This window comes from Paenibacillus sp. FSL R5-0473 (assembly GCF_038004565.1).
Lineage (GTDB): Bacteria > Bacillota > Bacilli > Paenibacillales > Paenibacillaceae > Paenibacillus > Paenibacillus amylolyticus.
In genome coordinates this window covers 2,948,119-2,970,749 of sequence record NZ_JBBORL010000001.1, presented here as the reverse complement: position 1 = coordinate 2,970,749, position 22,631 = coordinate 2,948,119, and the positions used below count along the sequence as shown (strand labels likewise).

Sequence of the window (22,631 nt, the reverse complement as noted above, 5' to 3'; positions counted from 1 at the left end):
TTTGCAAACCATGCCATAATATATGAAACAGGAGTGAACACAACCATGAGTCAATTTGAACAGACCTTTGAAAAGTCATTGGAACAATACGCAGAACTAGTTGTTAAAGTTGGCGTGAATATTCAAAAAGGACAGGATCTGCTCGTTACTGCACCGATCGAAACGCTTGAATTCACACGTCTGATTGTGCAAAAAGCCTATGCGGCTGGTGCAAACTATGTACAAGTGGACTTCGATGACGACAACATTACCCGCAGTCGTTTTGAACATGGTTCCAATGACAGCTTTGACTATTATCCAGCCTGGAAAGCGGATATGATGGAGAAGTTTGCAGAAGCAGGCGGCGCTACCCTGACGATCAAAGTTCCAGATCCTGAACTGTATAATGGAATTGACTCCGACAGCGTTTCCCGTGCTACTAAGGCAGCTGCACACGCACGTCGCGGATATGCTAAATACACACGCAACCATGAAATTAGCTGGTGTCTGATCAAGGCCCCAACCAAAGCTTGGGCGAACAAAGTATTTGCCGACATCCCGGAAGAAGACCGGATCAATGTGATGTGGGAAACCATCTTCAAAATGAACCGTGTGGATGGCGGAGACGCCGTACAAAATTGGAGAGAGCATCTGGAAACCTTGACTGCAATGGGAGACTTGTTGAATAAAAAGAACTATAAAAGCCTGCATTACCGTGCGCCAGGTACAGACTTGAAAATTGAATTGGTCCACAACCACATCTGGGGTGGCGGTGGTAGCGAAAATAAACAAGGCGTATACACGGTCGCCAATATGCCGACTGAAGAAGTATTCACTATGCCTAAGCGCAGCGGAGTGAATGGATATGTCAGCAGCACCATGCCTTTGAACCTGAACGGGCAACTGGTAGACCAGATGAGAATCACATTCAAGGATGGACAGGTTGTAGCGTTTACGGCAGCATCCGGTGAAGAGCATTTGAAGAACCTGTTTGCCACCGATGAAGGAGCACGTTATCTGGGTGAGGTCGCACTAGTACCACATGACTCCCCAATCTCCAACCTGAATCGCATTTTCTACAATACGGGTATTGATGAAAATGCATCTTGCCACTTGGCTGTGGGAAGTGCGTATCCATTCAACATGAAAGATGGCACAACCATGTCGAACGAAGAGCTGCTGAAGCATGAGTGCAATGTGAGCTTGACTCACGTTGATTTCATGATTGGTTCCGCTGAACTGGATATCGATGGTGAGTTACAAGACGGTACAATCGAGCCGGTATTCCGTAGAGGCAACTGGGCATTTTAATATCTAATTTAGTTATATAAGTTGAACTAAAGATTATTTACACTGACACTACGATGACAGAATAACCTTCCAATCGCTGTTATCCCCAGAATTTTTTTGATTCCCTTTTCCGAAGGGGAAAATCCGGGGATAAAGGCGAACGCTTCGCTTTTTCAGGTTTTTTCTGTCCTCTCCGTTATCGTGTAAATGATTAGTTCAACATAAATAGTAGCAGTAATATTACCTGAACGAAAAAGTGACTTCAATTTGAAGTCACTTTTTTTTCCTCGTAACATGGATTACACGGGTCTTACAGGCACACATATCTCGCAATAATGCTGATTGAGCAGCTCCCAACGATATCGTTCTATAACCGGCTTGTTGTCCATCCGATAACCACTTGTTTGTAAATGAGGGATGATCACATTCCATGCTTGCTGAATAGCTTCTGCCGTGTGCTTCACTTTACAGATGAGATAATCTCCGCCTGATAACTCGCCTATCTCAACAAACTCATCTTCCAGACGTTCAGATTCAGTGATAACAATACAGGCATCATATCTGCAGTTCTGAGGAGGTGTGCTCGCCGGGTCATCTTGTGGAATACCGAATAAAATTGCTGATTCATGAAGCAGTTGTTTTTTGTCTGCCCATTGTTTCAGCGTATTCATCGCTTGAGCATTGGCAGGCCCATACGGACCAACTTGTCGAACATAGGCGATACGGTATGACGGAAGGTTTTCGATAACCATTTCCATGAAAATCATCCTCTCTATATGGTTTTCTCTTACATGTTGGATGCTAACATGGTATAAAAGAATTTGCTTAGGTAATTGTTGAATCCCGGCGACGAAACTCATAGAATAGTGATAATATGTTGGAAGACTGTTCCAATAGAGCAAAACGAGAGGGGGAGGCGTCATACATGGATATTACTTATGTCTTCACGGATAAACGTTTCAGGCAAGTTGTGTTGGATCATTTTTGTGATCAGCGGGATGTCATTCAGGAGAGTGACGTTTGTGAGGTTGAGATATTGCAACTTTCCAATCACAATATTAGCAATCTTAATGGAATCGAGTATTTCAGGGGTCTTCAAGAGTTGGATTGTGCCTATAATCAATTGACCGGTCTGGATCTTACTCAGAATCACAAGCTGAGGATATTACGTTGCAGAGAGAATCAGCTTCTTACACTGGACCTCAGTTCCAATTCGGAATTGCAGGTGCTGGATTGCAGTTTTAATCGACTTCGCAAATTGGATCTTTCTCATAATTCCAAACTTATAACGGTGGAGTGTCATTGGAATATGTTGTCGGAGCTGGCTTCGGAGCCCCTTGAGCAGTTGGAGGAACTTAGTTGCAGTTATAACGCTCTTTTCTCACTTGAACTTGAACACAATAAGCAACTGCGGCGACTTGATTGCGCCAACAATTACATGTTAGAACTTGATGTAACAAGTTGTCCAAACTTGATTGAACTTCGTTGTAACCACAATCATATCAAACAGTTGGATTTTCGTTCAAATATGGTTTTAGAGAGTGTCCGTTGTTTTAACAACCATATTAGCAAGCTGGATATTCGCCATAACGTACAACTAAAAGAGTTGTACTGTTCCGAGAACAAATTAACCGAGTTGGATTATAGCGCTAATCCCAAGATGGAAAGACTGCAGTATGCAGATAATCTAATGTTTGAATCCAATCATGAAGTTCCGGGTATGGGGTTGTTTCAGTATGACGTCTCGATGTCCAACTATCAGATGAGCTTACTTATTCAGGATAAAGAACTGGTAGTCACTGCACAGGTTTCAACTAAGACAGAGATGGAGGACTTATCCCCATATATGGAAGAGACGTGGAAACGGTGGGACATGCTAGGTGAGCAGGCACTTAAAACCATTGCCGAGGGTCATCCGGACGAAGATATCAATGCATTGATTTTGGCTGATGCAGAATTTCAGGGAGATCAATATTTCCGATTGGGTTATGATGCGGGGGATACACCTGCTGGTCGACTGTACATATATGCGGAGTTTGACGATGAATTTCACATGTTGGATACGTTGATCTATGAAACGTATTAAAGCCACGAGATCGTGGCTTTTTTGTTGTGTTGAACTAAAGATTATTTACACTGACACTACGATGACAGAACAACCTTCCAATCGCTGTTATCCCCAGATTTTAATTCCATTCCTTTTCTAAAGGGGAAAATCCGGGGATAGCGTATGCTTCCGATGCAGCTTTCTTTCAGAAAGCTTTTAGGCGAACGCTTCGCTTTTTCAGGTTTTTTCTGTCCTCTCCGTTATCGTGTAAATGTTAGTTCAACTTATATTATATGTTATTCAGCGTGCATTTTGTTAAAGCTAACATATTCGTTAATCGGTTTACGGTAACCGCGTGGGCGCTGTTTGGCTTCCGACTTTTTGCCGATGGTGATCAGCATAACGGGTACGTAATGGTTAGGGATTTCCAGACTCCGTTGCAGTTCTTCCGAGTCAAAACCAATCATTGGACAAGTGTCCCAACCGCGATCCTGAGCGATCAGCATCAATTGCATGGCAGACAGGCTGGCATTGCGAATCGCATCCTCACGTTGGAAGAATCTGCCGCGAGATTCGTAAAATTCGGTGACACTTTGGGATTCCTGCTCGTATTGGAACGGAGTAAGAGCGCCCAGGTTCAGCAGGCCTTCGTTAATCGTGCGGATATGATGATGCGCGTTGACGTCGCCCAATACCACGATGACTGCAGAAGCTGTTTTTACCTTATATTGCTGGGAAGCCTCATAGACTTTCTCTTTCTGTTCCTCGTCTTTAATCACAAGATAGTGCGTGTGTTGCAGGTTAAAGGCAGATGGTGCAAATTTATTCAGGGCAAACATTTCTTGCAGTTCCAAATCCGAAATTTCAATTCCTTCTTCAAAAATAACGGCCGATCTACGGTTTTTGACTAGATTCTCCAACTCACTCATGGTAGTTTCCCTCGCTTATGTATGATTTATAAACTGACTATAACACACTTAGTTACTTTATGTAAGTATTATTTTAGAATAAGACAAGGATCGTCTGCCATACGCTAAAATAAAACACTAGAGGTGATTCATGAAAGCATTGATCGCAAGGTATATGGGAGGACATGACCCTCATGAATTTCGGGTATATGTGATCCAATCTTCGACGTTAAAACGTTTTGTAGTCGTGGAGATTATTCTAGGCCCTATCGTGTACAATGTCGCACTTTATTTGTGCCATAATGTAATACTTGCAGGAGTAGGCTCTTGGGCTGGAACAGAAGGTCTGAAGAGACTGCCACTGGTCTTTAGAAAAATCGTTGGGACATGATGAAGTGTGTAAATGAAAAATTGAAGCAGAAGAGGGCCAGTTGTGGCCCCATCTTCTCCTTCAGCCATGTTATCTATAGTCACGCTTCTTTTATCTAATCACATAACTGTCTAAGCTCTGGGTTCAAACCTGTCTTATTTGGCACGTTCCAAATACTGCTCCAGCGTAAGTTTCTGGTTGGTAATCTCACCAGCAATATATACCCCAACATAACGTACATGCCATGGCTCATAGGAGTAACCAGTCAATTTCTCCTGATCTTTGCCATAACGGATGATGAAGCCGTATTTGTGGGCATTGGCTTTCAGCCATTTGCCTTCTTTGGTGTTGCCAAAGCTTTGCTGAAGATCGTAACCAGCCGAAGCGCTGGAGATATCCATGGCTAGACCCGTTTGATGTTCGCTTTGTCCTGGCCGAGCACTTGTTTTATTGGCAACAGCTTCACCTTTGATGCTGGCATTACGGTCAAAGATCGATTTCTGAGTCGCATACGAGCGATAGCCCGACACCGCTTTGATATCGATGCCGTCTTTTTTGGCAGCGGCAAATAATTTCTCTATCGCGGTTGCAGCCACTTTACGCATTTGTTTCTTCGGACTGGAACCTGAGAAGCTAAAAGGAATATTAGGTAAAACCAAATCTTGAGGTGCATAAGTTGAAGGTAGATTTCTCTTTTTATTGACAAGTACAACCGTACTGGACACATTGGTCACAGTTGCCACATTTTTAATCGTTTTGATTGTACGACCAGGTGCATTATCATGCAGAAATTGAGTGAAGCTGGAGCTTGCAGCAGACGCGACAGGATTCAGGCTTGAAGTGATGGGAAACGTAGTAAAAGCAGAACCTGCTACAACAGAGCCTATGAGAATTGTAGATATGATGGATTTACGAGTAAAAGATTTCATGATGTGTGTTCCTCCTCGGAATATATGAATCTATATACCGAGTATACTAGAGGATTATATCCATAGGTTCTCCAATTGTTTCCGAGTTGTAAACAAAGTTTGCTAGATTCTTCTTCTTCAACTCTCGTAGAGGCAGTATACATGAAAAAGCCGTTGCATTAGATGCAACGGCTTTTGATGTGAAGAGAGATAATGCTAGATTACTTCGAATATGCTGGAGACTGTGTTACAGCATGCAGGCGTCGGATCCACCGGAGCTTCCCGCAGTTACTGCACGGGTGTCACGAACGCGAACGTTGGCGCTGAGCACACCAGAATCACTGCTTAATTTGAAAGAAGGATAATTCTCTTCTGTATCCAGCTTCATGTGTTGTTCAAGGTTTAGCTGCTGCTTCGGATCAACATAGAATGGCACCAGATTGGTTTCAATCTGCGCGTCGAGAGCCGCAAGTTCATCAACAATGATAATAGCGATAACTCCGTTACATCCGCAACCTTCCAAGTCATAGATCACTTTGAAATATCCAGGTTGGTCATTCAGGCTTTCCGTCAATCGTTTTGCAGCCAAATCTGTAATTTGAATATACATATAGGTACACTCCTTTATATGTGGTCATGGTTGGTAAATGGTAAAAGAATTCATTCAGCTTCTATTCCCATTATACCACTTTGGCAAAAATCAAAGCATTTATTTTCTTGACTGATCAGTCTGGAAAAGGTATTCTTTAGTTAATGAATAGGGAGGTGAGGTCTTAAATTGGGAAGAGCCAAGGAGTTCGACACGGAGACTGTTCTAAGAAAAGCAACGTCTGTATTTGGAGCGTACGGTTATGAAGGTACATCTTTGAGCTTACTGCTGAGTGAACTTGGCATTGCGCGGCAAAGCCTGTATGACACCTACGGAACTAAACATGATTTATTTGTCTCTGCTCTTAAATTCTATATTCAGCAGAAGACAGAGGCGGGGATCAAACTATTAAACGAATGCACAAGTGTGAGGCAAGGCGTGACCGAGTTGTTCAACGAAGCGGTTAACGTGTTGACAGACAACGAACGTCGTAATGAATGTTTCATCATTAATAGCGCGGTTGAACAGGCACCACAAAATCACGAAATCGCGGCCTTTATTCAAACCACTAACCAACAAATGGAAGATGTTTTCCATACTGCGCTGTTACGAGGCCAGAGGAGTGGCGAATTGAGGCATGCAGAGGAAGAATTGCCCGGGCTTGCCCGTTTTCTGAATTATTCCCGACTCTCATTGACCTTTACAGCGAAGAGCGGTGCAAGCGCAGAAGCGCTACGAGATTTTGTACAGATGACCCTAAGGGCTATGGATTAACGTTTTACATGATTTGAGTAAGAATTCTTTACGTTTTCTTGAAAATGGACGCTTAGAGCGTTTATTTTTTGACTATTATAGACCGATTGGTCTGGAAAAAGAACACCAAACAAACTGAAGGAGGAAATAAGGATGACACAATCTCAGCAGTTGGAAGCGGGCAATAGTATACCGTATCGGATCATGCATGGATTTACTCAATTGCTACTGGAGGGAAAACTAGAACAATGGTTGGAGCTATATACATCTGACGCTATTTTCGAATTCCCATATGCACCAGCAGGATATCCTCAGAAACTGGAAGGCAAAGCCGCAATTACGAATCATCTTCATAATCTACTGGAGATGATTGAAATTCAGCAGTTTTCTGAACCGGTGATCTTGGCTGATTCCACGAAACAACAGTTTGTGGCTGAATTTACTTGTAAAGGGCGTTCATTAGTTACAGGCAAGCCATACAACCAAACGTACATCTCTGTAGTGAGCCACTCTAATGAAAAAATTACACATTATAAAGACTATTGGAATCCGATGGTCGTACTCGAATCGGACTTAGGAGGAAACAAGCATGATCAATGATAAACCGTTGACACTTATTACCGGAGCTAATGGAAAGACAGGAAGCCGTGTTGCGGCCATACTTCAAAAGCATCATTATCCGGTGCGTTTGGCAGGAAGAACTAAACCATCTCTTTCTGGTTCTGCCGATAATTATGTCTATTTTGATTGGTATGATTCCGAGACATATGCGCTGGCGCTGAAAAATGTGAATCAGGTGTACCTTGTCATGCCAGTCATGGATATGAACCCAGAAGACGTCATCATTCCGTTCATCAAGGAAGCATTGTGGAACGGCGTTAAGCGATTCGTTTTACTTGGCAGTGCTTCAATTGATGGAGATGGCCCTATTTTTGGCAAAGTACATCAGTATATAAAAGCCCATGCTCCTGAGTGGGCTGTATTGCAGCCTTCCTATTTTATGGAGAACTTTACGGAGGGACCGCATCGGGAGACGACGAAACAACTCGGGAAAATATACAGTGCTACGGGTGAAGGGAAAATTGGATTTGTTAGTGCAGATGATATCGCGGCAGTTGTGTTCCATGCTCTGACGGATATTGTTCCTCATAATACGGAGCATATTATTACAGGGCCGGAGACGTTGTCCTATGGACAGGTTGCAGACGTCTTGAGCCGTGTACTGGGTCAGTCCATCCAGCATGAATCTTTGTCCGATGATGAATTGAGGAATAGCATGATTCGCGCAGGAATGTCAGAAGAATACGCTACTGCCCTCGCAGGACTGGATGTGCCTATCCGGGAGGAGGGGAGAGAAGATCAGACGACGGATACGGTGAAAAAATTAACGGGGAATAACCCGATTTCATTCGAGCAATTTATTCAGAATCATATGGAAGTATGGAAATAATGGAAGAAACATTTTCATATTATGAGAAGACGGTGCCTAGTGCCCGTCTTTTTGCATGTCTACCAGCATGTTGACATCGTTGATTCGAATATGGTTCTCTCCCTAACAAGGGACACTAAGGAAAGCAGTGATTATACGAACACACTTTTGGGGAAATAGATGAAGATGAATGTTAGGGCGTGTCTGAAACACGCCCTAGATAAAGGGGCGAAGAGAGCGAATGATTCAGTTCGAAAATGTATCAAAACAATATCCTGATGGAACAACGGCTTTGCGTCAGGTTAACCTCAACATTAACAAGGGAGAACTGTTTGTCATGATTGGTCCGAGTGGATGTGGCAAAACCACCATGCTCAAAATGATCAATCGCCTGATTGAACGAACAGATGGAACAGTGCGCATTAATGAACGCCCAATCGATGAATACAACATTCACGAATTGCGCTGGAATATAGGATATGTGCTGCAACAGATTGCACTATTCCCGCATATGACAATTGCCGAAAATATTGCAGTTGTTCCTGAACTGCGAAAGTGGAAGTCAGATCAAATCAAGGAGCGTGTACATACGTTACTGGACATGGTGGGTTTGCACGGAGATACGTACAGTGAGCGTAAACCGTCCGAGTTATCCGGAGGACAACAGCAGAGAATTGGTGTGTTGCGTGCACTCGCTGCCGATCCCGAGATAGTTTTGATGGATGAACCGTTCAGTGCACTCGATCCAATGAGTCGGGAGAAATTACAGGACGATATTCTGGATATCCAGCGTCAGATGAAAAAAACAATTGTGTTTGTCACCCATGATATTCAGGAAGCGATGAAGCTGGGGGATCGCATCTGCATTATGAAGGATGGACAGGTTTTGCAGGTAGGCACCCCGGAAGAACTGATCCGACAGCCAGCTAATGATTTCGTACGTGAATTTGTTGGAAGTCCTAACACCGATACGAGTTCACAATCTGATTTTGATCTCGAATCCATCATGTCACCACTCTCACCGGGTCATGTGCCAAAATCAGCCAAAACTGCCGTTCCTGTATCCATTACGTTAACGGAATTAGTTGATATCATGGCTTCCCATGACCATCTGCTGGTTGAACGTAACCGCCAGATTATTGGCGAGATCAGTCGAGTTGATCTGATGAAATACTGGTCTGGTCAGTTACAGGAACGAGGTGAAGAACATGAGTAGATTCACGGAGGTGTTCAGTGAGCGCAAAGGTCAGTTGTTGTCTGCTCTGCTGGAACATATTCAGATCTCATTTATCGCATTGTTCTTTGCTGTCCTCATCGCTATTCCGCTTGGTATTTACTTGACACGCAAGCCAAAAGTCGCTGAACCGATTATTGGGGTTACGGCTGTGTTGCAGACGATACCTTCCTTGGCGCTTCTCGGATTGCTCATCCCGTTATTCGGCATAGGCACACTTCCTGCAATCATTGCACTGGTGGTGTATGCGCTGCTTCCGGTACTCCGCAACACGTACACAGGCATATCCGAAGTTGATCCTTCCATGGTGGAAGCGGCGAATGCGATGGGCATGAATAGTTGGCAACGTCTAATCAAAGTGGAACTGCCACTGGCGATGCCTGTCATTATGGCCGGAATTCGGACCGCGATGGTGCTTATTGTAGGAACGGCGACACTTGCTGCCTTGATCGGCGCAGGAGGTTTGGGTGCATTAATCTTGCTGGGCATTGATCGGAACGATACGGCACTGATCATTCTTGGAGCCATTCCGGCCGCATTGCTGGCGATTTTGTTTGATGTACTATTACGTCAGTTCCAGCGGTTATCCTTCAAGAAAACATTGGTTACCCTTGGTTCGCTGGCAATAATCGCGATACTTGTGATTACCATTCCCTTCGTGGCACGTGGTGGTCAGAAGGATCTCGTCATTTCCGGGAAATTGGGGGCGGAACCCGAAATTCTCATTAATATGTACAAATTGTTAATCGAAAAAGACACAGACCTGACCGTTGAACTAAAACCCGGATTGGGTAAAACGCCATTCCTTTTCAATGCACTCAAGTCGGGTGATATTGACATCTATCCCGAATTCACGGGGACAGCGATCTCCGAATTTATGAAGGAGACGGCTGTGAGTACGGATCGAACCGAGGTCTACGAACAAGCAAGAGACGGAATGTTAAGCCAGTTCAACATGGTGCTGCTGAACCCTATGGATTACAACAATACGTATACGTTGGCCGTTCCAAAGAGCATCGCAGATCAATACAATCTCAAGACCATTTCGGATCTCAAACCGGTTGAGCAGCAGATCAAAGCAGGATTCACACTTGAATTCTCGGATCGGGAAGACGGATACCTTGGCATACAGAAAAAGTATGGGATTGAATTCCCAAACGTTGCAACAATGGAACCCAAGCTTCGCTATGGTGCTCTTCAGCGCGGAGATATTAATCTCGTTGATGCTTACTCCACAGACAGTGAGTTGAGACAATATGAACTCGTTGTGCTGGAGGATGACCAGGAATTGTTCCCGCCGTATCAAGGTGCGCCGATACTGCGTCAAGAAACGGCAGATCAATATCCACAACTGGTTGAGGTGCTGAATCAGCTTGCTGGCAAAATTACGGATGATGAGATGCGTCAGATGAACTATGACGTGAACGTAGAGGGAGAGAATCCTGAACAGGTTGCAGCAGAGTACCTTAAACAGGCTGGATTGCTGTAACTTCAGGCATCCCTGCAATAGATGCACCAAAAGGATGAGGAGGAACCATGATGACACAAGAAACGTATGACTTGATTGCAATTGGCACAGGAAGCGCGGCAAGCTCTGTTATCACCCGTTGCGCTGAAGCTGGCTGGAAAATCGCTGTAATTGATGAACGTGAGTTCGGCGGAACGTGTGCACTGCGTGGCTGTGATCCCAAGAAAGTGCTGGCTGGAGCGGCTGAGCTGATTGACTGGAATGAACGGATGCAAGGAAAAGGAATTCAGGGACAGGCGACCATCAACTGGTCTGAACTTATGGCCTTTAAACGCACCTTTACCGAGAGCATACCTAGAGCAAGTGAAGATCAATTCAAACAGGCCGGAATGGATACGTTCCATGGTAAAGCTTCATTTGTCGATGAAAATCATATTCAAGTTGGAGAAGAAGTGCTCCATGGCAAACACATCCTGATTGCTACCGGTGCAAGACCTGCGCCACTTGAGATTGAGGGCTCAGAGCATCTTATATATAGTGATGACTTTCTGGATCTGGAACAGTTGCCGGATCGTTTAGTTCTGGTAGGTGGTGGATACATTGCATTTGAGTTTGCGCATATTGCGGCCAGAGCCGGGACGGAAGTCCATATCCTGCATCGGAGTGATCAGCCCTTAAAATCTTTTGATGCGGAGCTGGTGGAATCTCTGTTACAAAAATCGAAAGAGATCGGCATTCATGTTCACTTGAATGCGGAGGTGAAGTCCATACGGCAAGAGGGGAACGCCTATGTTGTTCATGGCACACGTAATGGTGCAGATCACCAGTGGCAGTGCGGACTTGTCGTTCATGGAGCCGGGCGTGTTCCTAATGTGGATGGGCTGGAATTGGAGAAAGCCAACGTCAGCTACAGCAAAAAGGGGATTACGGTGAACGAGTACTTACAAAGTGAAAGTAATCCGAGAGTGTATGCTGCTGGCGATGTAACGGATACAAAAGGGTTGCCTTTAACCCCGTTAGCAGGTCAGGAATCCCGGGCTGTATCGTTCAATTTGTTGGAGGGAAATCAACACAAACCAAATTATAAAGTGATGCCTTCTATTGTGTTTACTGTCCCTGCCCTTGGAGCTGTAGGTATGAGCACGGAACAAGCCAAGAAAGAGGGCTACGAGGTGCAGGTAAATGATATGTCGAAATGGTATACTTACAAGCGAACTCATGAAAAATTTGCCATGGCCAAAGTGGTGATCGACAAATCAACCGGGCGTATTCTGGGTGCACATGTGCTCGGGAGCAAAACAGAAGAATTGATCAATCTTTTTGCAATGGCGATTCAGTTCAATCTGACTATCGATCAGTTAAACACCATGAATTTTGCATATCCTACTGCTGCATCGGACCTGGGTTCTTTAATTTAGAAGTGATGATGAACTCCCCTTTGGGATGGAAGGAAGGATGAAAACAACGATGTCATCGGATTTTATTGGGCTTCATGAAGGAAAGTGGACGAAGGAACCCGTTGCTGCACGGATGGATGGGGATCGTTTCGTTGTGGAAGCTCGGGAAGGCAGTGACTTCTGGGAGAACACATTCTACGGGTTCTGTCATCGGGATGGACACGCCATGCTTGCTCCATGGGACGGAACGGAAGCGATTGAGGTATCGTTTGATCTAAGCTCATTCACCGAATTGTATGATCAGGCTGGACTAATGTTATGGTACGGAGAAGACCAATGGATCAAGGCTGGAGTTGAGGTTAATGATGGCGTGGCACATGTTGGAGCTGTCGTGACGGATACGTATTCAGATTGGTCACTCTCTCCTGTGCCAGAGTGGGGTGGACGAATCGTAACAATCAGAGCCTCCTACAGTAATGAGGCTGTTGTCATTCGTGCTCGCACAGATGAGCATCCTTGGCGTACGATTCGGGTTGCACGTTTTGCCTATCCGACGAACAAACATGCTGGTCCATTTCTGTGTTCACCAAAGCGAGCAGGTTTCGAGGTAGCCTTTACCAAGTGGAGATCCACGACACCCGATCAAGACTTGCATACAGATCCGCCGATTACAGATTAAAACAAGTTAAGATGCACGATAAACAATGAAACATGAACACGTGTACCTGGTTTAGAAAGCAAGACAACACAAATAAGCAAGTCTTCCACTAACGGAGGACTTGCTTATTTGTGTGTTTAAACTTTGGACTATGAAAAGTCTTCAGTTACTCATTTCATCATTCACCGGGGTCAGTGAGTTCTTTTCGCACATACAATAGAGTGCTTGCGAACTTTACTTGAGTTTAACGTTTATTTACTCGGGTCCGTATCCAGGGACTGGGGTTCGGTCTCTTTTTCAACCTCATCATCATTGGACTTATTGAACTCCAGCATACGCTCCTCGTAATCGTCCAGGAACCATAACGGGTCCATACTGTCTTCCTCACCGTTGTAATTGATCACGATTTCTTCTCCAGCTTTGATGTCTGTATACGCGTAGAAGTCAAAGGTGTGGTTATCAAAATTGATATCGTAAGTAGCGTTAGGTTCATAGGAGTGGTTGATCAGACTGCCGTAGCCGAGCAGAATCGCGGTATGATTCGCCCCATATTCGAACACGTAATCTTCCAAAATCGTTTTTTCGACATGCTCATGATCTTCATTTGGGTAAGGCACAACGGGTGCCTGATGGATAAGCGTTCCTTTGGCAATATCAACGGTAGCAAATACCCCGCGGTTAAACTCACCACCATCACCCAACTTGGATTGTTTCACTTCAATCATAATCTTCACCTGATGCTCTTCGAAGAGCTCCGTTCTATATAATAGTAATTCGTTAAGGCAAAATTTTAACCCATACTTTCATATAAGGCAAATTTCAGACAAAAAGGTGGAATAATTTTTAATATGGCGTTGAGTTGTGCAGGATATAACGCTTATAATATACAAAGAATTAAGTCTATATAGAAAAGGTGTCATGAATGAGCATATTAAATGTAGAAAAATTAAGTCACGGTTTTGGTGACCGTGCTATCTTTAACGACGTTTCATTCCGCCTGTTGAAGGGCGAACATATTGGTCTGATCGGGGCCAATGGTGAAGGTAAATCCACCTTCATGAACATTATTACAGGAAAACTTCAGCCGGATGAAGGCAAGGTGGAGTGGTCCAAACGGATGCGTGTTGGTTATCTGGACCAGCATGCTGTATTGAACAAAGGCCAATCGATCCGTGACGTACTTCGCGGCGCGTTCCAGTACTTGTTTGATATGGAACAGGAAATGAATGATATGTATGGCAAAATGGGCGATGTTACACCGGAGGAGCTTGAACAACTGCTTGAAGACGTGGGTACGATTCAGGATACACTGACAAACCAGGATTTCTACATGATCGATGCCAAAGTGGATGAAACCGCACGTGGTCTGGGTCTGACGGATATCGGTCTGGATAAAGACGTCAATGACCTGAGTGGTGGACAGCGTACCAAAGTATTGCTTGCCAAGCTGCTGCTAGAAAAACCCGATATTTTGCTGCTCGATGAGCCTACGAACTATCTGGATGAATTGCATATCGAATGGCTGAAACGTTATTTGCAGGAATATGAGAATGCTTTTATTCTGATCTCTCACGATATTCCGTTCCTGAACAGTGTAATCAACTTGATCTATCACATGGAGAACCAGAATCTAACTCGTTATGTGGGCGATTATGATCACTTCCAGGAAGTGCATGAGATGAGAAAACAGCAGCTGGAGTCGGCTTACAAACGCCAACAACAAGAGATCGCTGACCTCAAGGACTTTGTAGCGCGGAACAAAGCAAGTGTAGCTACACGTAATATGGCGATGTCCAGACAGAAGAAACTCGACAAGATGGATGTCATTGAGATCGCCAAGGAGAAACCGAAACCGCAGTTCAACTTCCGTGATGCAAGAACATCCGGCAAGCTCATTTTTGAAACCAAAGGACTTGTGATTGGTTACAACGAACCGTTGTCCAGACCACTGGATCTGCGTATGGAGCGTGGACAGAAGATTGCCCTCGTTGGTGCGAACGGAATTGGTAAAACAACCCTGATGCGCAGTATTCTGGGTGAAATTCAAGCTCTGGAAGGAACCGTTCAACGTGGTGAACATCTGGAGATTGGTTACTTCCAGCAAGAGATGAAGGATGCCAACTACAATACGTGTATTGAAGAGATCTGGCAGGAGTTTCCTTCGTATACCCAATTCGAGGTGCGTGCTGCACTTGCAAAATGTGGTTTGACTACAAAACACATTGAGAGCAAGGTAGCTGTACTGAGTGGTGGCGAGAAAGCTAAAGTGCGTCTCTGTAAGCTGATCAATAATGAAACCAACCTGCTTGTGCTCGATGAGCCGACGAACCATCTGGACGTTGATGCCAAGGAAGAGTTGAAACGTGCGCTCAAGGCTTACAAAGGCAGTATTCTTCTGATTTCCCACGAACCGGAATTCTACCGTGATGTCGTTACGGAGACGTGGAACTGTGAGTCGTGGACAACAAAGGTATTCTAAATAGAGGTTGTTCAAAAAGTCCGCTTTTGATTACGAATCATGTACGAGCTTGCGAACAAGCTCGAAGCGTGAGAAAAGGCGCGAATTTTGCTTGCAGAACAAGCAGAACTCGCGCCTTTTTTGCGTGGTTTTAACGAAAAATGTTTGAGCCCAATTCACAGTTGACAGCTTGAATAAGGCAATAATATAATTCAGGAAAGCGATTACATTTATATATTAAAAACCTGTTTCACTGCATAGGGGCAAAGAAAACACGGTATTCCGTATGAGTATCATTGCACTTAGAAGGGAAGACGGGTCTTTTTTTGCGCTCCAATGAAACCGGTTTCATTAAAATAAGGAGGTGGACAAGAGCTCGTTACTGACCACTGGTTGCTAAGGATAGGCTGAACAACAACACCGCGCATACAAGAACCATGCTTTCATCTTTCACGCCAAAGGAGAGAATGAACATTGGATAAACTCAGGAAACCCATGATATTTATGTTATCTGCAACACTTGCGCTGTCTTCGGGACCGTTGATGTTGCCGAGTAAGGCGTATGCCGATCTGAGCAGTATACCCGCCACGTTGTTGCAGGACGATTTTTCGGATGGTAATTACACGGAATCACCTGCGTGGAACGTAAGCTCAGGCAATTGGGAAGTACTCGCGGACCCGACAGATACGTCCAACTTCACGCTTTTCCAGAGTGATACCAATGAAGGCATCATCTCTACTGGAGACTCCATGTCGGACATGACCGTGTCCATGAGATTTTACACGGGAGCCGGTCAGGGGTATCCGGGAATATTGCCGCGGTTTCAGGATAAGAGCAACTTTTACTATTTTCAAATGCAGGTTCCCAATAATAAACTCGTTTTCTCCAAACGGGTGAACGGATCAGACACACCTCTGAAAACGGTGGATTATGCGTTTGCCAAAAACGCATGGTACACGCTCAAAGTGGTGTTATCAGGTACCACCATTCGCGGGTATATCGCGGAAAACGGCTCCGATCGGTTGGTATTTGATCTGGTCGATCCTACATACGGGTCAGGTACTGTGGGCATTCGGAATAAGTGGCAGTCGGTACATGCAGATGACGTGACCATTGCCGAGCAACCGCCTGGGAACGATATTCAGCTCTCTATTGCTGAGCAGACGGCTTCTTCGGTTTCACTGCAATGGTCTGAAATCGCGGGAGCATCAGCCTATCGCTTGTACCGTTCCTCTACGCCTGAAGGCGGTTATTCTCTGGCAACCAGTACCGGAACTTTGGAACACATGGATGAAGGATTGAGCGGGGATACGGTGTATTATTACAGGCTCGCTTATGAATACGGAGGCCTAACCGAATCATTATGGACTGCTCCGCTGGAAGTTCGGACGACAGCCGCAGCACCACAGGCTCCGGGCGAACTAAAGGCCGAAGCACTCAATGCCACAAGCGTGAAGCTATCTTGGTCCGCTGTGGACAAGTCAACTGGTTATCGCGTGGTTCGGGCCGAATCTGGCAGTGAGCAATACGAGCAGATATACGAAGGGAAAGGGCTCACATTCACGGATAATGCACTTGAGCCGGGCACCAGCTACAGCTATCGCGTAACAGCCTATAACGCAGCTGGGGAGTCAGCATTCACTGTTGCAGAAGCCACGACATACTCCATTGACTCTCCAGCAGAGTTCGCTGCCACAGCTGTGACGGACACATCAATCTCTCTGGGGTGGAATGTCTTGCCTGGATCTGATGTAACGTATATCGTGTCCCGTTCAACCAGTGCTACGGGTACGTATCAGCAGGTCTATAGTGGCAATGAAAACACGTTTAACGATAGCGGTCTGACGATGGGCACAGGATATTTTTACATCATTCAGGCGACCGTGGAAGGCGTAACTTCTCCAGCATCCGCACCGCTTGGTGTTGCCACAGTTCGCACAAGCATTACACCAGGGCAATTGTGGCCAGATCTGGACGGTAAGCCGATTGATGCGCATGGGGCAGGCTTTTTCTATGATGAACAGACGGAGATGTATTACTGGTATGGTGAATACCACACGGGTGGCTGGCCAGCTGTCGGTGTGCGTGTGTATTCATCCAAGGATCTGATGAATTGGACGGATGAAGGCATGGCTTTAACAACACTTCAATCCATGGATGATTTTGACAATGACCCGTTGATCTCCAAATTGTATGCGGGGCGTGAAGACCGCGTGGATATCTGGGCAGATATCCGCAAAGGACGGATTATTGAACGACCAAAGGTCATCTACAACGACAAAACGAAGAAATATGTGATGTGGGCCCACATGGACGGCGACAAGGACCCCTATAACGATAATGCGAATTACGGTAAGGCGCGGGCCGGTTATGCGATCAGCGACTCTCCAACAGGGCCTTTTGTGTATCAGAAGAGTTACCGCATGGACAGAGCTCCCGAAGGGGAGAAAGATTTCTTCCCAAGCGACCGGGGTATGGCACGTGACATGACGTTGTTCAAGGACGATGACAGCACTGGCTATCTGATCTACTCCAGTGAGGAAAACCTGACGCTCTATATCTCCAAACTGAATGAAGACTACAGTGACGTAACAGGGTGGCATAAGGAAGGACGAACGGATGACAAAGGCAATCCGGTACGAGATTCCACCTATCAGGCGGAATACGGCGTCGATTACGTGCGTGTGTTCCCGGGAGGGCAACGCGAGGCACCGGCGATGTTCAAGTATCAGGGGAAATATTATATTTTGACTTCCGGAGCTTCTGGCTGGGCCCCTAACGAAAACAAAGTGACGGTGGCGGACAACATCTTTGGCCCGTGGTCAACGCAGACCAATCCGTTCGTGCGCACGTTGCCGAGTGATCCCGATCCAGGCAAAGCATTTGGCACACAGACCACTTCCGTCATTCCGGTCGATCCAGAAAAAGGAAAATTCATTTACGTGGGGGATACCTGGAATGGTGGCAATTTCTCGAATGACGCTGCAAAATACGTGTTCTTGCCAATTGAGTTTGGAATAGGCTCCGACATCGCGATCAAGTGGTATAACAGCTGGACACCTGATCTGCTGAATTCGATGGGCAAGGTTGATATTGCTGATCCGTTGCCAGAAGCTGTGGCGCTTGGCAAAGTACCATCCCTGCCAACAACATTGAATGTGCGCGACGGTGGAGCACTGGTATCAACGCCAGCAGTATGGACGATTGATAACCGGGCCATGACGGCAGAAGATTTTGCCAAGCCAGGACCGCTCACATTACAGGTAACGACACCGGAATATAACAACAAAAAGCAGGCAGTTCGCGTAAATGTCATTCCGGAGAATACACTCTATTTCGTGAATAGCGGAGGTTACGAAACGGCTGATTACAGTCTCATGGGTGCTTATATGAAAGGAACGCTTGCGAACCCGGAAACTGCGGATCAGATGTACGCTCCGGCTGAGGGACGTAATTGGGGTTATGTCAGCGCAGATGCACTGGCATCCGGTTCGAATGGCGGGGATATATTCTCGACCGTACGTTATCTGAACGGTGGCAATGTCGGCAATTCTCCTAAAGGCACGGACTTAACCTATAGATTTGATGTGCCAAACGGGTCATACGATGTGTACGCCGGATTCAACGATCCGTGGACCAATACATCGCGCAGAGCGAATTTAATCATCAATGGCACCAATACCGGAGCAGTTACTTTTACGCCTGCCAGTGTTAGAGCCCATAAAGGCATCAGCGTGTCGGACAACAAGCTAGAACTGACCGTGCGCAACACGGCATCGCAAGACCCGATGATTAGCTGGATTATGATCGTTAAACCTGACGCCGCTCCACCTGCAAATGATAGTGCTGGCCTTACTGCTGATGCGTTAGATTCAACGAGCGCAACGCTTCGCTGGGATGCTCATCTTGGTGCAGCAAGCTACAAGCTCTACCGCTCAGATCGTGAGCAAGGGGAGTATAAGGTGGTTTACAGTGGCAATGGACGGAAGTACACGGACAGTGAACTGAACCCCGGCACGGAATATTATTACAAAGTGGAAGCTTTGGATGCGACGGGGCAATCCTTGAGAGGTGTATCTTCCGCTTATCAGGTGCATACGGCTCAGCAGAGCGCTGCCGATGTAGCTACAGGCATCACAGCATTGGAACAGCCTTCCGCAGGTGCGAAAAAACTGAAGTTACCATCCGTGCCGCAAGGTTTCACGGTGAAGATCGCTTCCAGTTCGGTACCGTCGGTCATTCAAACCGATGGAACGATTGTCCCACCATCCAAGGAAACAACAGTAACACTGGAGTTGGAAATTACTCGAACTTCTGACGACAGTAGAGCCCTGACTATACCGTTGACAGTGAAGGTGCCAGCATCTGTTCCTTCCCCTGGAGGCACGGACCCTGGTTCGGGCGGTAGTCCAGGCGGCAATTCCGGTGGAAATCCAGGAGATGCTTCTGGTTCATCCAGCAATGGCGGACAATCAGGAAGTGGTAACCCAAGTGCAGAGAATGCGGTACCACAACCTAAACCGGAAAAGGACCGTTCTGTTCTGGAGTTGCAGGGACAGTCAGATCAGAAGGGTTTAGTGCAGTCCAACGTGGATGCTTCAACGATTAAAGATGCTTTTAAAGTTGCCCCCTCAACAGATGCGGGCCAGCGCTTGGTCGAACTTCGGCTGAAGCCGGTTTCGGGAGCAACGGCATATGAATTGTCTCTGCCTGCCGCTGCCTTGATAGATCAGGGTGAGTCACATGTGTTCAACATTGTTACAGAGCTGGGAACGTTGGAGCTTCCTGCGACACTGTTAACAAAGGATATCGTTGGTGATGGGATTGCATCAATCCGATTGGTCAGAACGGAGCTGCCAAAAACAGTCGCAGATCAGCTTGGCACGAAATATGGAGTCCAGCTTGAACTTCAACTGGATGGTCAACCATGGCCATCGGAAAGCCAGTTAATAGTTCGTCTGCCATTCCAATCCTCACAAAATGCTCAGCAGGATCGGATTGTAGCATTTGCCATTGGCGCGAACGGTGTGGCAACCCCATTGCCGCAAAGTTACTACGATCAAAAAAGCGGGCAGCTTGTATTTTCCGTAACATCACTCACAGGAAATTATGCTGTTGTGCCTGTGGAGCAGACATTCACAGATCTTGCAGAAGTGCAGTGGGCCAAGAAAGCAATGGAGGCTTTGGCTGTCCGAGGTGTAATTGATGCTGAGGCAAGCGGTGATTCCACGCAGTTACATCCAAAAGAGGAGATGACCCGCGGCCAATACATGCAATGGTTGATGACTGCGCTGGGTTTGAATGCTGCATCCGGGAATGCGTTCTCTGATGTAAACGAAACTGCTCCGTACTACGAAGCAGTTACAGCTGCGCGTTCGCTAGGTATCACCAGTGGTACCGGTGACGGGCGCTTCTTGCCAGAGTCCGCGATCACTCGTCAAGAGATGATGACGTTGACAGTGAGGGCACTTGCGGCGGCTGGACTGGTTGACTCCGAGACGGCTGTAACAGATAACCTTACTCGTTTCCGCGACGCTTCCGAGATTCGCTCCTATGCCCGGGATAGTGTGGCATTACTTGTGTATCTGGGCATCGCTCACGGATACAATGGTGAGGTGAAACCACTTGCCGAAGCGAGCCGAGCTGAATCGGCTACGTTGTTATATGCGATGATGAGCAAACTGGTATGGAAGAAATGATGTTACACCAGAATCGTAGCGTGTGAAAAAGAAGGCTTACTTTAACCTGGAACCCAGGTTGGAGTAAGCCTTCTTGATTGTACGCCCGTCATGGGCGAAAAGTCAGTTACTCAACGAACGAGTAACCTCCTATCGTTTTGCAGTTGTTATCTCTAATGTCTGCGAATTATTATCTGTAATATCTGCGAATTGTTAATTGTAATGTTTGCCGATTTGATATGCTTGCTCAAGCAAGCCTTCGATATGTTCTTTGGATTCTGAAATGGTTTCATAGAGGAATTCGACTCGGGATTCCTGCATTCTTGCATAACCCGCGATACCGTTATTCAGATAATTCGAAATCATGTTGTAATAGTCGTATTTATGGAATGAAGCCTCCGTCCCCCCAGCTAGTGCAATCCACAGTGCCTTTTTGGAGTTTGCCTTGTTCAGCAGCCCCATGTTCCATACTTTGTCCAGATAAGCTTTGAGCATGGAGGGAACGTTGTACCACCAGATCGGGAAAACAAATACAATCGCATCAGCCGCAAGCACACGATCCAGCTCTTTGCGAATCACAGGGGCATGCTGTTTATCGGGATTTTGCCAGTCTCGCTCATCTTCTACACGATATAGGGGATCGAATCCGTCATGATATAGATCGAGGATATCGATTTCATGGGAATTCTCCTGCATACCTTCTATAAAACGATTCATCACGGCAAATGTTAGGGAATCCTGTCTTGGGTGAGTAACGACCAGTTTAACTTTCATGTAGGAGTAACCATCCTTTTTTCTTTTTATTTTGGTTAAACATTCTGACCAATGTTATTATAAGTTTCATGACATCTTCTTGAGAAGTACGCACCTGAGAGTGCTGTAGATACTTTGGGGTTCTTCGGTTACTTTTAATAACGGGTATACATATATGTGAATTATGGGGGAGTACAAGTGGAACAAGAAATGAAAAAATATGAGAGTGGCGTGCAGGCAATGCTGGAACTAGTCGGTGGAAAATGGAGGATTCTTATTCTGCACCAGCTGATATCAGGTAAAAAACGAACAAGCGAACTTCGCAGAGCCATTCCTGGCATTACCCAGAAGGTCTTAACCCAGCAGCTGCGTGAACTGGAAAAGAATGAAATCATCCATCGGATCATTCATCCCCAGATTCCGCCCAAGGTAGAGTATGAGCTGACAGAGTACGGCTTGACACTACAGGACATCATTGACCGCATATGTCTGTGGGGAGAAAATCACTTGGACAGAGTATACGGAGATAAAAGCAGAGTGCTTGGAGATCATTTTAGTGACTATATTCCACTTTCAACTTCAACTTGAGCTGGCCGCCAAATTAAAATTAAAACAAAAACCGTCCTTGATTTGAAAAGGAGGGTTTTTGTTGTTTTTTGTCCTTTATCAGCGAAACTGATAAATGCTATAAAATCATCGAAATTGACCCTT

General features: G+C 45.8%; 19 protein-coding genes. 13 read left to right on the top strand and 6 right to left on the bottom strand.

Annotated features, from left to right (window positions below):
* Positions 1–45: 45 nt before the first annotated feature.
* Positions 46–1,290, top strand: a complete 1,245-nt coding sequence (locus tag MKY28_RS12770; RefSeq protein WP_340936110.1) for an aminopeptidase — start codon at positions 46–48, stop codon at positions 1,288–1,290.
* A gap of 278 nt (positions 1,291–1,568) precedes the next feature.
* Here the strand turns inward: MKY28_RS12770 and MKY28_RS12765 are convergent, their stop codons facing one another.
* Positions 1,569–2,027 (bottom strand): AraC family transcriptional regulator, encoded by a 459-nt coding sequence (locus MKY28_RS12765; protein ID WP_340029658.1) that lies wholly within the window; start codon positions 2,025–2,027, stop codon positions 1,569–1,571.
* A gap of 167 nt (positions 2,028–2,194) precedes the next feature.
* Between MKY28_RS12765 and MKY28_RS12760 the strand changes: the two genes are divergently transcribed.
* The gene (locus tag MKY28_RS12760; RefSeq protein ID WP_340936109.1) at positions 2,195–3,355 is read left to right on the top strand and encodes a leucine-rich repeat domain-containing protein; all 1,161 of its coding nucleotides are present in this window, start codon (positions 2,195–2,197) and stop codon (positions 3,353–3,355) included.
* 257 nt (positions 3,356–3,612) lie between these two features.
* Here the strand turns inward: MKY28_RS12760 and MKY28_RS12755 are convergent, their stop codons facing one another.
* The gene (locus MKY28_RS12755) at positions 3,613–4,245 is read right to left on the bottom strand and encodes a nitroreductase family protein (RefSeq protein WP_047842731.1); all 633 of its coding nucleotides are present in this window, start codon (positions 4,243–4,245) and stop codon (positions 3,613–3,615) included.
* 130 nt (positions 4,246–4,375) lie between these two features.
* Between MKY28_RS12755 and MKY28_RS12750 the strand changes: the two genes are divergently transcribed.
* Positions 4,376–4,615, top strand: coding sequence for a hypothetical protein (locus MKY28_RS12750; protein ID WP_235193803.1), 240 nt, complete (start codon positions 4,376–4,378; stop codon positions 4,613–4,615).
* A gap of 134 nt (positions 4,616–4,749) precedes the next feature.
* Here the strand turns inward: MKY28_RS12750 and MKY28_RS12745 are convergent, their stop codons facing one another.
* On the bottom strand, positions 4,750–5,523 hold the full coding sequence (locus tag MKY28_RS12745) for a M15 family metallopeptidase (RefSeq protein ID WP_340936108.1): 774 nt from the start codon (positions 5,521–5,523) through the stop codon (positions 4,750–4,752).
* Positions 5,524–5,749: 226 nt separating this feature from the next.
* Positions 5,750–6,112, bottom strand: a complete 363-nt coding sequence (locus MKY28_RS12740) for an iron-sulfur cluster biosynthesis family protein (protein WP_076214772.1) — start codon at positions 6,110–6,112, stop codon at positions 5,750–5,752.
* A 168-nt stretch (positions 6,113–6,280) separates the two neighbouring features.
* Between MKY28_RS12740 and MKY28_RS12735 the strand changes: the two genes are divergently transcribed.
* The 7 genes from MKY28_RS12735 (at position 6,281) to MKY28_RS12705 (ending at position 13,051) form a co-directional block, all read left to right on the top strand.
* Positions 6,281–6,865 carry a TetR/AcrR family transcriptional regulator gene (locus MKY28_RS12735; protein WP_076327883.1) on the top strand — a complete coding sequence of 195 codons (585 nt, stop codon included), beginning with the start codon at positions 6,281–6,283 and terminating at the stop codon, positions 6,863–6,865.
* 132 nt (positions 6,866–6,997) lie between these two features.
* Positions 6,998–7,444 carry a nuclear transport factor 2 family protein gene (locus MKY28_RS12730; protein ID WP_076327884.1) on the top strand — a complete coding sequence of 149 codons (447 nt, stop codon included), beginning with the start codon at positions 6,998–7,000 and terminating at the stop codon, positions 7,442–7,444.
* The gene (locus MKY28_RS12725) at positions 7,434–8,294 is read left to right on the top strand and encodes an ergot alkaloid biosynthesis protein (RefSeq protein WP_076327885.1); all 861 of its coding nucleotides are present in this window, start codon (positions 7,434–7,436) and stop codon (positions 8,292–8,294) included. Before MKY28_RS12730 ends, MKY28_RS12725 begins: the two co-directional genes overlap by 11 nt.
* A 220-nt stretch (positions 8,295–8,514) precedes the next feature.
* Entirely contained in the window at positions 8,515–9,489 is a 975-nt protein-coding gene (locus MKY28_RS12720) for an ABC transporter ATP-binding protein (RefSeq protein ID WP_036608547.1), read from the top strand.
* Positions 9,482–10,996, top strand: coding sequence for an osmoprotectant update ABC transporter permease/substrate-binding subunit OpuFB (opuFB, locus tag MKY28_RS12715; RefSeq protein WP_340936107.1), 1,515 nt, complete (start codon positions 9,482–9,484; stop codon positions 10,994–10,996). The genes MKY28_RS12720 and opuFB overlap by 8 nt, the downstream gene beginning before the upstream one ends.
* 50 nt (positions 10,997–11,046) lie before the next feature.
* Positions 11,047–12,393, top strand: coding sequence for a dihydrolipoyl dehydrogenase family protein (locus MKY28_RS12710; RefSeq protein WP_340936106.1), 1,347 nt, complete (start codon positions 11,047–11,049; stop codon positions 12,391–12,393).
* A gap of 37 nt (positions 12,394–12,430) precedes the next feature.
* Entirely contained in the window at positions 12,431–13,051 is a 621-nt protein-coding gene (locus tag MKY28_RS12705) for a DUF1349 domain-containing protein (protein ID WP_235200736.1), read from the top strand.
* Between the two features lie 230 nt (positions 13,052–13,281).
* Here the strand turns inward: MKY28_RS12705 and MKY28_RS12700 are convergent, their stop codons facing one another.
* The gene (locus tag MKY28_RS12700) at positions 13,282–13,755 is read right to left on the bottom strand and encodes an SET domain-containing protein (protein ID WP_036608537.1); all 474 of its coding nucleotides are present in this window, start codon (positions 13,753–13,755) and stop codon (positions 13,282–13,284) included.
* A gap of 197 nt (positions 13,756–13,952) precedes the next feature.
* Between MKY28_RS12700 and MKY28_RS12695 the strand changes: the two genes are divergently transcribed.
* Entirely contained in the window at positions 13,953–15,509 is a 1,557-nt protein-coding gene (locus MKY28_RS12695; protein WP_017688769.1) for an ABC-F family ATP-binding cassette domain-containing protein, read from the top strand.
* A 453-nt stretch (positions 15,510–15,962) separates the two neighbouring features.
* Positions 15,963–21,188 carry an S-layer homology domain-containing protein gene (locus MKY28_RS12690; protein ID WP_340936105.1) on the top strand — a complete coding sequence of 1,742 codons (5,226 nt, stop codon included), beginning with the start codon at positions 15,963–15,965 and terminating at the stop codon, positions 21,186–21,188.
* A 192-nt stretch (positions 21,189–21,380) separates the two neighbouring features.
* Here MKY28_RS12690 and MKY28_RS12685 read toward each other — a convergent pair whose 3' ends face one another.
* Positions 21,381–21,941 carry an NAD(P)H oxidoreductase gene (locus MKY28_RS12685; protein WP_036608534.1) on the bottom strand — a complete coding sequence of 187 codons (561 nt, stop codon included), beginning with the start codon at positions 21,939–21,941 and terminating at the stop codon, positions 21,381–21,383.
* Positions 21,942–22,118: 177 nt separating this feature from the next.
* On the opposite strand from MKY28_RS12685, the gene MKY28_RS12680 reads away from it, so the two are divergent.
* Positions 22,119–22,508: a winged helix-turn-helix transcriptional regulator gene (locus MKY28_RS12680; RefSeq protein ID WP_280523071.1), complete on the top strand. Its 390-nt coding sequence runs from the start codon at positions 22,119–22,121 to the stop codon at positions 22,506–22,508.
* Positions 22,509–22,631: the final 123 nt, after the last annotated feature.